The following is a 12,215-nucleotide window of genomic DNA, read 5'->3' as shown; positions in this document are numbered from 1 at the left end:
GCTGAAGAAAAAGATGAGATACAGGTGGTAATAATGTGGGTTGATTTTGATTTATCAAATGAACAAGCGGCGCTATTTACGCCGCATAATAAGTAAAGTTATTAACCTTTAACCTTCGGCATCTCAATATCTTTCAGACCACCGGCGTTTTCAACATGGGTATATCCCATTTTGTTGAGGATCTCTTTTGCCTGCCCTGACTGACGTCCGGCATTGCAATACACTTTAACAGTATCGCTTTTATCTGGAACAGCGGCGGCAATACGCTCTTTCACTTCTTTCAGAGGAATATTGATGGCCCCCTGAACGTGCTCTTGCTGATATTGTTCTGGAACGCGGACGTCGATCCAGTGTTCAGCAGCAAAAACAGGCAGTGAAAATACCAGTGTCAGCGCAAGTAGCCCTTTTTTAAACATGCAAGCGTCCTTCTGTGAATGAAAATTGCCATTCATTATACGCCTTAGATTTAACAATTTTTGCGAAACTACCCTCACCTTTTATACCGCCGCGCCAGTTTATTGGCCGCCCGGCTTAATAACGGTTCCAGCGCTACAGCCAATAACATTTTCAGCGGTCGGCGGGCGACGGATTTTACCGCCCAGCCAGCGACACCCGCCGGGCCATAGCGCAGTGCAGTAAGAAGTACCAGCTTGCCTGCTAATTTGAAGCCAGGCTTCACCTTTTGCCCGACATGTTGCCAGCGAGTATTCATCACTTTCCTCACAATTGACGGAAGCGGCTTCGTAATGTGAAGGTGTCGGAAGTGACATAGCGCTCCATTTCACGTAAGCGTGTTTCACTGGCCGCCAGCTCACGATCGACCTGATCCAACAGATCGCTGCTGGAAGGTTGTTGCTCACCAAACGCCATATTGTCCGGCATCGGATCAAGCGCAAATGACAAAATGATATAGGCCACCAGAGTAAACAGCGCCAGGCCGAAGAAAATCGACAGCACCACGAGGATACGCACCAGTTTCACGGGCACATCAAAATAGCTGGCAATCCCCGCACAAACACCGCGTACCATGCCCTGTTGCGGAATGCGCCATAATTTTTTATTGAGATTAATGCCTGCCATTAACGATCCCTCCAGTTCGGATGTTCAGCATCAAGAATGGATTCCAGCGCCTGAATACGCTCGCGCATCCGTTTTGTCTCATCAGCCAGTTGCGCTAATCGCTGCTGTTCACTTTGCGACAATTCACCGCGACCGGAACGGTTGCTGTAATGCAGCCATAACCAGATCGGCAAAACAAACAGTACAAAAATGGTTAACGGAATAGCCAGAAATAGCGCGCTCATAAGTACTCCTTAAGGGATGAGCGGCGGCGCGTTCGGACGCCGCCTGGGTGTTATTATTGATTGTTTTGCTTCATTTTGGCTTTTAATTTCGCCAGTTGCTCGCTGATGGCATCATCAGCTTTCAGCTCGGCAAATTGCTCATCCAACGATCTTTGTTTACCGAAGCTGTGACTTTCCGCTTCTGCTTCCATCTGGTCGATGCGACGCTCGAAAGATTCGAAACGGGCCATCGCTTCATCCAGTTTGCCGCTATCCAGTTGACGACGCACATCACGCGAAGAGTTCGCCGCCTGGTGACGCAACATTAATGCCTGTTGACGAGCACGCGTTTCACTCAATTTATTTTCCAGCTCGCCGATCTCTTTCTTCATGCGCGCCAGCGTATCGTCCACCAACGTCACTTCGTGTTCCAGAGACTTAATCAGGTCGGTCAGTTTCTGTTTTTCAATTAACGCCGCACGCGCCAGATCCTCTCTGTCTTTCATCAGCGCCAGCTCAGCTTTTTCCTGCCATTCAACTTCGCGCGCCGACGCTTGCTCAATACGGCGAGTCAACTGTTTCTTTTCCGCCAACGCACGCGCCGAGGTGGAACGCACTTCAACCAACGTATCTTCCATTTCCTGGATCATCAGACGCACCAGTTTCTGCGGATCTTCCGCTTTCTCTAACAGAGCGTTGATGTTGGCATTCACGATGTCGGCAAAGCGAGAAAAAATACCCATAATGTTGTCCTCTTGATTTCTTCGTTCAGGATTGTCCTGCTGAACTGTTAATACAATTTGCGTGCCAATTTTTTATCTTTTTGATTTATAAAGATCTGATTGAAGAATCAACAGCAACATGCCAGGATGAATTAGCGAATTACACTAACAAGTGGCGAATTTCATCATGGCAGAATACAAAGATAACTTACTTGGCGAAGCAAACCGCTTTCTCGAGGTGTTAGAACAGGTTTCGCATCTCGCACCGCTGGACAAACCGGTGCTCATCATCGGCGAGCGCGGTACCGGTAAAGAGCTGATCGCCAGCCGCCTGCATTATCTCTCCTCCCGTTGGCAAGGACCGTTTATTTCTCTTAACTGCGCGGCGCTAAATGAAAATTTGCTGGATTCCGAACTGTTTGGTCACGAAGCTGGCGCGTTTACCGGTGCGCAAAAACGTCATCCCGGACGATTTGAACGTGCCGACGGCGGTACCTTATTTCTTGATGAACTCGCGACGGCACCGATGATGGTGCAAGAAAAATTATTGCGCGTGATCGAATACGGTGAACTGGAGCGCGTTGGCGGCAGTCAGCCATTGCAGGTGAATGTGCGGTTGGTATGTGCAACGAATGCCGATCTTCCGGCAATGGTCAATGAAGGGACATTTCGCGCTGACCTGCTCGACCGCCTGGCATTCGATGTTGTGCAACTGCCGCCACTGCGCGAGCGCGAAAGCGACATTATGTTGATGGCGGAACACTTTGCCATCCAGATGTGTCGGGAAATCAAGCTGCCTTTATTCCCGGGTTTTACGGAACGCGCCAGAGAAACATTGTTGAACTATCGCTGGCCAGGGAATATTCGTGAATTGAAAAACGTAGTGGAACGTTCAGTGTATCGCCACGGCACCAGCGATTATCCGCTCAATGACATCATCATTGATCCCTTTAAGCAGCGTTCTTCCAAAGAAACACTCGCAGTCCCTGAAAACACATCACTTCCAGAATTGCCGCTGAATTTACGTGAGTTTCAGATGCAACAGGAAAAAGAGTTGCTGCAACTCAGTTTGCAACAGGGAAAATTTAACCAGAAACGCGCGGCTGAATTGCTGGGGTTAACCTATCATCAGTTCCGCGCGTTGCTGAAAAAGCATCAAATTTAGCGGCGTCAGGCAACGTAGCTTGCCAGATGCGGCGTGAACGTCTTATCAATATGCCGTTTGTAGGCCTGATAAGCGCAGCGCATCAGGCATTAATGCGGCGGCCTCCGATTCTGCGTATTAATTTCTCAGCGCATTCTGCAAAATTGTCATTGCCGCATCGAACTGTGCATCCGGGATAGTCAGTGGATACAGGAAACGAATCACGTTGCCATACGCGCCGCAGGTCAGCAATAGCAAGCCCTGCGCCAGCGCCCGTTGCTGAATTTTCTGCGCAATGGCGGCTGACGGTTCGCCCGTTTGCGGGTCGTTAAATTCTGCCGCAATCATCGAACCCAGACCGCGTACCGCAGCAATAGACGGAGCGCTTTCTTTAGCTGCAATCAACGTTTGTGTCAGACGCTGGCCCAGTTGATTCGCGCGTTCGCAAAGTGATTCTTTGTCGATAATGTTGAGCACCGCATGCGCGGCAGCCACCGCCAGCGGATTCCCGGCGTAGGTGCCGCCAAGCCCGCCCGGCGCGGGCGCGTCCATAATATTCGCGTTACCCACCACGCCTGAAAGCGGCATCCCGCCTGCCAGACTTTTCGCCATAGTCATTAAATCCGGCTTATCGGCGTAATGATCCATGGCAAACAGTTTACCCGTACGCGCAAAACCGCTTTGCACTTCATCAGCAATCATCACGATGCCGTGCTCATCGCACAGGCGGCGAATCGCAGAAACCAGCTCTTTTGGCGCCACGTTAAAACCGCCCTCGCCCTGCACCGGTTCGAAAATAATGGCGGCGACCTGCTTCGCTTCGATGTCTGATTTAAACAAGCGTTCGATAGCATCGAGAGAATCTTGCGTCGAAATGTCCTGTGAATCTGACGGATACGGCACGTGATACACCGAACCAGGGAACGGGCCGAAGCCGATTTTATACGGCGCGACTTTTCCGGTCAGCGCCATGGTCATATACGTGCGACCGTGAAAGCCGCCGCTAAACGCAATCACGCCAGGGCGTCCGGTATGGGCGCGGGCGATTTTCACCGCGTTCTCAACCGCTTCCGCACCGGTGGTGAAGAACGCGGTTTTGGCCTGCCCGCTCACCGGGGCAAGGGCGTTGATTTTCTCCGCCAGGATGACGTAGCTTTCATACGGCACAATCTGGTACGCGGTGTGGGTAAACTGTTGCAGCTGCTGCTCCACCGCCGCCACCAGTTCAGGGTGGCGATGCCCGGTATTCAGCACCGCAATACCTGCGGCGAAATCGATGTACTCATTGCCCTCAACATCCTTCAGCGTGGCGTTTTCAGCCGACTGGGCGAAGAAGTTACACATCACGCCAACCCCGCGTGGGGTGGCAGAAAGACGACGCTGATGGAATTCATTGTTGCTCATGTTTCACACCTTTTGACTCTTCACGGTTAATCGGAAATTAAACGCCCAGACGATCGCGCAGGCTGTAATAAGCCGCGCCCATCGCGGTAAACGGCACGCGCAGCGTGCGCCCGCCGGGGAACGGGTAATGCGGCAGATTGGCGAAGGCATCGAAACGTTCGGCGTCGCCGCGCAGCAGTTCAGCAATCAAACGCCCGGCAAGATGGGTACAGGTGACGCCGTGTCCGCTGTAGCCCTGCATGTAATAGATGTTGGTATCGAGGCGACCAAACTGCGGCATGCGCGATAGAGTCAGCAGGAAGTTGCCCGTCCAGCGATAATCAATTTTCACGCCCTTTAGCTGCGGGAAAGTTTTCAGCAGTTTCGGCACCACAAGGCGCTCAACGTCGTCCGGGTCGCGCGCACCGTACACCACGCCGCCGCCGTACAGCAGGCGGTTGTCGGCGGTAAGACGGTAGTAATCGAGCAGATAATTACAGTCTTCCACGCAATAGTTTTTCGGGATCAGCGAACGAGCTAAATCGTCGGAAAGCCGCTCAGTGGTGATCACCTGGGTGCCGCACGGCATACTGCGCTTCGCCAGTTCCGGCTCCACTTTATCGCCCAGATACGCATTCCCGGCGACAATGACATACTTCGCCGTCACCTGGCCTTTGGCTGTACGCACCACCGCTGGCGTGCTGTGCTGGATCTGCGTCACCGCAGAAAGCTCATACACGCGCCCGCCGTTCAGGCGGATGGCATCGGCTTCGCCAATGGCGAGATTCAACGGGTGGATATGCCCACCACTGTGATCCAGCAGCGCCCCTGTGTAGCGATCGCTGGCGACCTCGCGGCGAATGGCGTCGGCGTCCAGCAGTTCCAGCTGTTTATTACCGTAGCGTTCCCAGTTCTCTTTCTGCTCTTCCAGAGTCGCGAGCTGTTTATCATTCATCGCCACAAACAGGCCGCCGGGGCGGTAGTCGCAATCAATCTGATAACGTTTGATGCGCTCGCGGATGATCTCGCCGCCCTCAAACATCATGCTGCCAAGCATACGGGCGGTGTCTATGCCGTAGCTTTTTTCGATAACGTCGATGTCGCGGCTGTAGGAGTTTACAAGCTGCCCGCCGTTGCGCCCGCTGGCGCCGAAGCCGATGCGTGAGGCCTCCAGCACCACCACGTTAAATCCCGCTTCTGCCAGATGCAGCGCGGAGGAAAGCCCGGTATAACCGCCGCCAACCACGCAAACATCACAGGTGATTGACTCATTCAGCGTGTCGAATGGCGCGTATTTATTCGCACTGGCGGCATAGTAACTGCTGGTATGTTCGGTCATTTCAGGCCTCCAGGCTTATCCAGATGGTTTTCAGTTCGGTGAATTTTTCAAGGGCATGCAGGGATTTGTCGCGACCGTTGCCGCTCTGCTTGTAACCGCCAAACGGCACGGTCATATCGCCGTCGTTGTAGTTATTGACGAAGACGGACCCGGCTTTCAGGCGGCGGCTCATGCGGTGCGCGCGGGAGAGATCGCGCGTCCATATCGCTGCACCGAGGCCGTACTGGCTGTCGTTGGCAAGCTGTAGCGCCTGCTCTTCTGATGTGAAACGGGTAACCACCAGTACCGGGCCGAAAATTTCTTCGCGACTTAAGGACGCATTAGGGTCTACATCCACAAAGATGGTCGGGCCGATGGCGGCAGCCAGCCCAGCGTTGCGACCATCCAGCAGCAGTTGCCCTTTTTCTTCACCTTCGCGAATAAAGCTGTGTACCGAATCGGCGTGGGCGCAGTCGATTAAGGTGCCCATGGAGGTTGCGGGATCAAGCGGGTGGCCCGGCAGCCAGTTTTGCGCCTGCTGTTTTAACAGGGCTAAGAATTCATCGGCAATGCTCTCTTCCAGTAACAGGCGCGTTCCAGCGATGCACACCTGGCCCTGGTTGTAGAAGATACCTGCGGCTGTCGCGCTCGCCGCTTTTTGCAAATCCGGGCAGTCAGCGAAAACGATGTTGGCGCTTTTGCCGCCTGCTTCCAGCCAGACGCGTTTCATGTTGCTGTCGCCCGCATCTTTCAGCAGCTGTTTCCCGGTACGAGTCGAGCCGGTAAAGGCGATAACATCGATATCGTTATGACGCGACAGCGCCTGGCCCGCTTCATGACCCAAACCGGTTACCACGTTAAGCACGCCGTCAGGAAGACCCGCGTCTTTCGCCAGGCCCGCGAGACGAATCGCACTGAGCGGTGATTTTTCTGACGGTTTCAGGACAACGCTGTTCCCCGCCGCCAGCGCCGGACCGAGTTTCCAGCAGGTCAGCAGCAGCGGGAAGTTCCACGGTACGATGGCAGCAATCACGCCGACCGGTTCGCGCACGATCATCGCCAGTTCATGGCTACTGGTGGTGGCCACTTCGCCATACACTTTATCAATTGCTTCGGCGTACCAGCGAATGGCGCGTGCCGCGCCGGGAATATCATCACGCAGGCTGTGACGAATCGGTTTACCGGTGTCGAGGGTTTCCAGCAGCGCCAGTTCTTCGGCGTGGGCTTCCATTAAATCGGCGAGTTTATTCAGCACCGCTTTACGTTTTGCCGGGGCGGCCTGCGACCAGTCGCCGCGTTCAAATACGCTACGCGCCGCACTCACCGCACGGTCGATATCGGCGCTCTTGCCGCGCGCAATATTCGCCAGCGGTGCCTGAGTGACTGGATCAGATGTTTCGAAAGTTTCATTTTCCGCCGCAGCGGTATATTCACCGTTAATAAATAAACGGGTTTCAATGGCGAGACTTAACGCTTTATCCTGCCAGTAAGCCAGATGATGAAAATTCATTATGACTCCTGTTTCACGTCTATCAGATATATGCCGTTTGCGAACGTCAGGGCGCAGAGATCCCCAGGCCATAAGCCCGTTTATTTCCGGCGACATTCTTTATGGATTGCCGGGCGCATTGCGCTTACCCGGCTTACAGGACAAAAAGATTAAAACGTGGTGGGCGTATGGGCGCTGATAATTCGGCAAATGCCTGCCGACGTATTACTGAAGCTGTGCGGGATGCCAGTATTAATGGCATAACTTTGCCCCGCGACGAGGTGGTAATCCTGACCATTAATGGTCAGAACAATTTCACCTTCCAGTACAGTGCCTATTTCCTCACCCTGATGCTTAATTCTTTCTCCAGTGGTTGTTCCCGGCTGGTAAGTTTCAAATATCATCGCCAGCGTGCGATTCGGATTACCGTTATGCACTAACTTCATCGACACACCCTGACTGCCCATTTCAATCAAGTCGTCCTGATTAATGACGACCTGCGGCTCATCAGGTTTTTCCGGCTCGGAAAAGAATTCCGAGAGTGACAATCCATACACCTTCAGTAGTTTTTGCAACGTACTGATGGCGGGACTGACTTTATCCTGTTCTATCGTACTGATAGCACTGTGCGTCAGCCCAGAGAGTTCGGCGGCACGACGTTGTGAAAGCCCCTGCTGCTGGCGGATTTCCGACAAGCGTTTTCCTGGCGCCAGTCCCTCATCACTCATATTTGCATTTCCTTAACTGTAGTGGTCAGAGCCGCTGTTTTTCAGCGATATGGTTCTGACAAGCGGTGATAAAGCCCTCGAACAATATACGCGAAAGCGCGTACTCGCTACTGTTCCATTCCGGGTGCCACTGTACGCCCAGCGCGAAAGGATGATTGATGACGCTTACCGCCTCAACCAGGCCATCCGGCGAACGAGCCTCAACGCGTAATCGCGGGCTGACGACCTTCGCCCCTTGTCCATGCAGAGAGTTTACCCAAAAGTTGCTACATTCAGGTAACAGTGCAGACAGTAATCCCCCCTCTTCAACCTGAACTTCGTGCGACGGCGCATATTGCTGCTCAACCGGCAGTTCGGGATCTTCACGATGTTCCAGCAATTCAGGCTGTTCGCACAGCTTGCGATGCAGCGAACCTCCGGTTGCCACCACCAGTTCCTGTAACCCTCGGCAGATGGCGAAAATGGGGATACGCCTTTCGAGTGCAGCATTAATTAACGCCATGCTCAGAAGATCACGCCCGGGATCGGCGTCAGGCTCATCGCCGTTTTCACCATATAGGTGCGGCTGCACATTGCTGGGACTACCAGGAAGATAAATGCCATCGAGTTTCGGCAAAAGTTCTTCAAGTAATGCGGGCTCCGCCAGCGCATGTGGCAGCGCAATCGGCAAACCACCCGCGTAAATAATGGCATTCAGGTACTTTTCTTGCAGAGTCTGGGTCGCATGACCCTTAAGCCTGTTCCTGCACATTACGACACCGATAACAGGATTGTTCATTATATTTTCCATGCTCAATCTCACAAAGTGGAATAAATTATCGCCATTGCTGCGGTTTAAATGACCTTTATGTTCAATATTTTTTCAATCTAGCAGTGAGTTTTCTTTTTTGCAAACTCAATTTAACATTTGACAAACATTTAGTTTGCATACAGATTCGAAGAGTGGTCATTATATTTTACGCTTTCATCACAAGCGGAAAACAAAACCAAAGGCGAAGAATCATGGAAACCAATATCGTTGAAGTAGAGAACTTTGTTCAGCAGTCAGAAGAGAGACGGGGTAGCGCCTTTACGCAGGAAGTGAAACGCTACCTGGAGCGCAACCCGAAGACACAATATGTTGATGTACTGCTTACGGATCTGAATGGCAGCTTTCGCGGAAAGCGCGTTCCGGTGTCAAGTCTGATGAAGCTGGAAAAAGGATGCTACTTCCCGGCCTCCGTCTTTGCGATGGATATTCTGGGCAACGTAGTAGAAGAGGCAGGTCTGGGTCAGGATATGGGCGAGCCGGATCGTACCTGTGTTCCTGTTCTCGGTTCCTTAACCCCTTCTGCCGCAGACCCGGAATATATCGGTCAGATGCTCCTGACCATGGTCGATGAAGATGGCGCTCCCTTTGACGTTGAGCCGCGGAACGTACTCAACCGCCTGTGGCAGCAGCTTCGCCAGCGCGGGCTGTTCCCGGTCGTAGCGGTAGAGCTGGAGTTCTATTTACTGGATCGCCAGCGCGACGCCGAAGGATATTTGCAACCGCCCTGCGCGCCCGGCACCGATGATCGCAACACTCAAAGCCAGGTCTATTCTGTCGATAACCTCAACCACTTCGCTGATGTACTTAATGATATTGATGAACTGGCGCAATTACAGCTAATTCCCGCAGATGGCGCGGTTGCCGAAGCCTCGCCGGGTCAGTTTGAAATCAACCTTTACCATACCGATAACGTGCTGGAAGCCTGCGATGATGCGCTGGCGTTAAAACGTCTGGTGCGTCTGATGGCAGAAAAGCATAAGATGCACGCCACTTTTATGGCCAAGCCGTATGAAGAGCATGCGGGCAGTGGGATGCATATCCATATCAGCATGCAAAATAACCGTGGCGAAAACGTGTTGTCTGACGCGGAAGGCGAAGATTCGCCGCTGCTGAAAAAGATGCTCGCTGGAATGATCGACCTGATGCCTTCGTCGATGGCGTTGCTGGCGCCGAACGTAAATTCATATCGTCGCTTCCAGCCGGGTATGTATGTGCCGACACAGGCATCATGGGGCCATAACAACCGCACCGTCGCCCTGCGGATCCCGTGCGGCGACCGTCATAACCACCGCGTGGAATACCGCGTGGCGGGGGCGGATGCTAACCCATATCTGGTGATGGCGGCGATTTTCGCCGGTATTTTGCACGGTTTAGATAATGAGCTGCCATTACAGGAAGAAGTGGAAGGCAACGGGCTGGAACAGGAAGGCTTACCCTTCCCGATTCGTCAGAGCGACGCGCTGTGGGAGTTTATCGAGAATGATCACCTGCGCCGCTATTTAGGTGAGCGTTTCTGCCATGTGTATCACGCTTGCAAAAACGATGAGTTATTGCAATTTGAGCGTTTCATCACAGAAACAGAAATTGAGTGGATGTTGAAAAACGCGTAGTGGCCCCTTGCGGGGCTTGTATCACCGACCTGAGCGGAGCCAGGTCTGACATTTGCTGGTAATCCAGACATTTCCCGGATGTCGCGTTATGGAGCGCAGGCGGCAACGGGCTTCCGTTAACGATTAAGACAATGACGAGGAAATGAGATGATGCCAATGATGAAATTCCCGCATGGCGAGGGAGGCTGCGTATGCGCCCTCCCCACGACCGAGTGTACCCCGCCCCCTTTGCTTCCCCTGCTAAACAGGTTTGATTTCAGGTCGATACGACCGCAAACCTTATTACGCAGTGGAGGCAGCAATTATGGCTATTAATTCACCATTTGATATTGCTGCGCAACCCGGCAAAACCCGCCTGCGAAAATCGCTGAAATTGTGGCAGGTGGTGATGATGGGGCTGGCTTATCTCACACCGATGACCGTATTTGATACTTTTGGCATTGTATCCGGCATCAGCGACGGTCATGTCCCGGCATCTTATTTACTGGCGTTGGCAGGCGTGCTGTTTACCGCTATCAGCTACGGCAAATTGGTTCGTCAGTTCCCGGAAGCCGGTTCAGCTTACACCTATGCGCAAAAATCGATTAATCCGCACGTCGGCTTTATGGTCGGCTGGTCATCATTGCTGGATTACCTTTTTTTGCCGATGATCAACGTATTATTAGCAAAGATCTATCTTTCCGCCCTCTTCCCGGAAGTGCCGCCGTGGGTGTGGGTGGTGACGTTCGTAACGATTTTAACCGCCGCGAATCTGAAGAGCGTTAACCTGGTCGCCAATTTCAATACCCTGTTTGTCCTGGTACAAATCTCCATTATGGTGGTGTTCATCTTCCTGGTGGTTCAGGGGCTGCATAAAGGTGAAGGCGTTGGCACTGTCTGGTCGCTACAGCCATTTATCAGCGAGAACGCGCATCTGATCCCGATTATTACCGGCGCGACGATTGTCTGCTTCTCGTTCCTCGGTTTCGATGCGGTGACGACGCTTTCGGAAGAAACGCCGGACGCCGCGCGCGTGATCCCGAAAGCTATTTTCCTGACGGCGGTTTACGGCGGGATTATCTTCATTGCGGCATCTTTCTTTATGCAGCTTTTCTTCCCGGATATCAGTCGCTTTAAAGACCCGGATGCCGCACTGCCGGAGATTGCACTGTACGTCGGCGGCAAGCTGTTCCAGTCAATTTTCCTCTGCACGACCTTTGTGAATACATTAGCGTCTGGCCTGGCGTCACATGCCAGCGTATCGCGCCTGTTGTATGTGATGGGGCGTGACAATGTGTTCCCTGAACGCATATTTGGCTACGTTCATCCGAAATGGCGGACTCCGGCACTGAACGTCATTATGGTCGGGATTGTGGCGTTGTCGGCGCTGTTCTTTGATTTAGTCACCGCCACGGCGTTGATTAATTTTGGCGCATTGGTGGCGTTTACCTTCGTTAATTTATCGGTATTCAACCACTTCTGGCGGCGTAAAGGGATGAATAAAAGCTGGAAGGAACACTTCCACTATTTATTAATGCCGCTGGTTGGCGCACTGACAGTGGGCGTGTTGTGGGTAAATCTGGAGTCGACATCGCTAACGCTGGGCCTGGTGTGGGCCTCGTTAGGCGGCGCATATTTGTGGTACCTGATCCGCCGCTATCGCAAAGTACCATTGTATGATGGCGACAGAACGCCGGTTAGCGAGACGTAATGCGTGGATACGCGACGCATTGTCCTGCCAGAGGCAA

Annotated in this window: 14 protein-coding genes; 4 read left to right on the top strand and 10 right to left on the bottom strand. The window is 52.8% G+C overall.

Annotated elements, in window-relative coordinates; all coding sequences use genetic code 11:
* Positions 1-101: 101 nt before the first annotated feature.
* The 5 genes from pspE to pspA form a co-directional block, all read right to left on the bottom strand.
* A complete protein-coding gene (pspE, locus tag PS053_RS02165; RefSeq protein WP_000473123.1) occupies positions 102-416 on the bottom strand; it encodes a thiosulfate sulfurtransferase PspE in 315 nt (104 codons plus the stop codon).
* A 74-nt stretch (positions 417-490) separates the two neighbouring features.
* Positions 491-712, bottom strand: a complete 222-nt coding sequence (pspD, locus tag PS053_RS02160) for a phage shock protein PspD (protein WP_010335992.1) — start codon at positions 710-712, stop codon at positions 491-493.
* Positions 713-720: 8 nt separating this feature from the next.
* The gene (pspC, locus tag PS053_RS02155) at positions 721-1,080 is read right to left on the bottom strand and encodes an envelope stress response membrane protein PspC (RefSeq protein ID WP_000907393.1); all 360 of its coding nucleotides are present in this window, start codon (positions 1,078-1,080) and stop codon (positions 721-723) included.
* A complete protein-coding gene (gene pspB / locus PS053_RS02150; RefSeq protein WP_256879142.1) occupies positions 1,080-1,304 on the bottom strand; it encodes an envelope stress response membrane protein PspB in 225 nt (74 codons plus the stop codon). Before pspB ends, pspC begins: the two co-directional genes overlap by 1 nt.
* A 53-nt stretch (positions 1,305-1,357) precedes the next feature.
* Positions 1,358-2,026, bottom strand: a complete 669-nt coding sequence (gene pspA, locus PS053_RS02145; protein WP_098402029.1) for a phage shock protein PspA — start codon at positions 2,024-2,026, stop codon at positions 1,358-1,360.
* A 166-nt stretch (positions 2,027-2,192) separates the two neighbouring features.
* Between pspA and pspF the strand changes: the two genes are divergently transcribed.
* The gene (pspF, locus tag PS053_RS02140; RefSeq protein ID WP_059235782.1) at positions 2,193-3,170 is read left to right on the top strand and encodes a phage shock protein operon transcriptional activator; all 978 of its coding nucleotides are present in this window, start codon (positions 2,193-2,195) and stop codon (positions 3,168-3,170) included.
* 117 nt (positions 3,171-3,287) lie between these two features.
* Here the strand turns inward: pspF and puuE are convergent, their stop codons facing one another.
* The 5 genes from puuE to puuD all read right to left on the bottom strand — a co-directional run bounded on the left by puuE (position 3,288) and on the right by puuD (position 8,857).
* Positions 3,288-4,553, bottom strand: a complete 1,266-nt coding sequence (puuE, locus tag PS053_RS02135; RefSeq protein ID WP_256879143.1) for a 4-aminobutyrate transaminase — start codon at positions 4,551-4,553, stop codon at positions 3,288-3,290.
* Positions 4,554-4,590: 37 nt separating this feature from the next.
* Positions 4,591-5,871 carry a gamma-glutamylputrescine oxidase gene (gene puuB / locus PS053_RS02130; RefSeq protein WP_256879144.1) on the bottom strand — a complete coding sequence of 427 codons (1,281 nt, stop codon included), beginning with the start codon at positions 5,869-5,871 and terminating at the stop codon, positions 4,591-4,593.
* A 1-nt stretch (position 5,872) separates the two neighbouring features.
* Positions 5,873-7,360 carry an aldehyde dehydrogenase PuuC gene (gene puuC / locus PS053_RS02125; protein ID WP_256879145.1) on the bottom strand — a complete coding sequence of 496 codons (1,488 nt, stop codon included), beginning with the start codon at positions 7,358-7,360 and terminating at the stop codon, positions 5,873-5,875.
* Between the two features lie 149 nt (positions 7,361-7,509).
* Entirely contained in the window at positions 7,510-8,067 is a 558-nt protein-coding gene (gene puuR / locus PS053_RS02120; protein ID WP_001278727.1) for an HTH-type transcriptional regulator PuuR, read from the bottom strand.
* Positions 8,068-8,092: 25 nt separating this feature from the next.
* Positions 8,093-8,857 (bottom strand): gamma-glutamyl-gamma-aminobutyrate hydrolase, encoded by a 765-nt coding sequence (gene puuD / locus PS053_RS02115; RefSeq protein ID WP_010335967.1) that lies wholly within the window; start codon positions 8,855-8,857, stop codon positions 8,093-8,095.
* 212 nt (positions 8,858-9,069) lie between these two features.
* On the opposite strand from puuD, the gene puuA reads away from it, so the two are divergent.
* From puuA to puuP, 3 genes are all read left to right on the top strand, one after another.
* On the top strand, positions 9,070-10,488 hold the full coding sequence (puuA, locus tag PS053_RS02110; RefSeq protein ID WP_256879146.1) for a glutamate-putrescine ligase: 1,419 nt from the start codon (positions 9,070-9,072) through the stop codon (positions 10,486-10,488).
* Between the two features lie 150 nt (positions 10,489-10,638).
* A complete protein-coding gene (locus PS053_RS02105) occupies positions 10,639-10,803 on the top strand; it encodes a YmjE family protein (protein ID WP_123057729.1) in 165 nt (54 codons plus the stop codon).
* Positions 10,793-12,178 (top strand): putrescine/proton symporter PuuP, encoded by a 1,386-nt coding sequence (gene puuP, locus PS053_RS02100; RefSeq protein WP_002462204.1) that lies wholly within the window; start codon positions 10,793-10,795, stop codon positions 12,176-12,178. Before PS053_RS02105 ends, puuP begins: the two co-directional genes overlap by 11 nt.
* The last annotated feature ends 37 nt before the right edge of the window (positions 12,179-12,215 follow it).

Source organism: Escherichia albertii, assembly GCF_028622335.1.
GTDB lineage: Bacteria > Pseudomonadota > Gammaproteobacteria > Enterobacterales > Enterobacteriaceae > Escherichia > Escherichia albertii.
This window is presented reverse-complemented; position numbering and strand designations above follow the sequence as displayed.

What these genes read in the sequence shown, in the direction of transcription:
- pspA (WP_098402029.1), bottom strand. Translation starts at nt 2,026, where the DNA reads ATGGGTATTTTTTCTCGCTTTGCCGACATCGTGAATGCCAACATCAAC.
- puuE (WP_256879143.1), bottom strand. Translation starts at nt 4,553, where the DNA reads ATGAGCAACAATGAATTCCATCAGCGTCGTCTTTCTGCCACCCCACGC.
- pspF (WP_059235782.1), top strand. Translation starts at nt 2,193, where the DNA reads ATGGCAGAATACAAAGATAACTTACTTGGCGAAGCAAACCGCTTTCTC.
- PS053_RS02105 (WP_123057729.1), top strand. Translation starts at nt 10,639, where the DNA reads ATGCCAATGATGAAATTCCCGCATGGCGAGGGAGGCTGCGTATGCGCC.
- pspB (WP_256879142.1), bottom strand. Translation starts at nt 1,304, where the DNA reads ATGAGCGCGCTATTTCTGGCTATTCCGTTAACCATTTTTGTACTGTTT.
- pspE (WP_000473123.1), bottom strand. Translation starts at nt 416, where the DNA reads ATGTTTAAAAAAGGGCTACTTGCGCTGACACTGGTATTTTCACTGCCT.
- puuC (WP_256879145.1), bottom strand. Translation starts at nt 7,360, where the DNA reads ATGAATTTTCATCATCTGGCTTACTGGCAGGATAAAGCGTTAAGTCTC.
- puuB (WP_256879144.1), bottom strand. Translation starts at nt 5,871, where the DNA reads ATGACCGAACATACCAGCAGTTACTATGCCGCCAGTGCGAATAAATAC.
- pspC (WP_000907393.1), bottom strand. Translation starts at nt 1,080, where the DNA reads ATGGCAGGCATTAATCTCAATAAAAAATTATGGCGCATTCCGCAACAG.
- pspD (WP_010335992.1), bottom strand. Translation starts at nt 712, where the DNA reads ATGAATACTCGCTGGCAACATGTCGGGCAAAAGGTGAAGCCTGGCTTC.
- puuR (WP_001278727.1), bottom strand. Translation starts at nt 8,067, where the DNA reads ATGAGTGATGAGGGACTGGCGCCAGGAAAACGCTTGTCGGAAATCCGC.
- puuD (WP_010335967.1), bottom strand. Translation starts at nt 8,857, where the DNA reads ATGGAAAATATAATGAACAATCCTGTTATCGGTGTCGTAATGTGCAGG.
- puuP (WP_002462204.1), top strand. Translation starts at nt 10,793, where the DNA reads ATGGCTATTAATTCACCATTTGATATTGCTGCGCAACCCGGCAAAACC.
- puuA (WP_256879146.1), top strand. Translation starts at nt 9,070, where the DNA reads ATGGAAACCAATATCGTTGAAGTAGAGAACTTTGTTCAGCAGTCAGAA.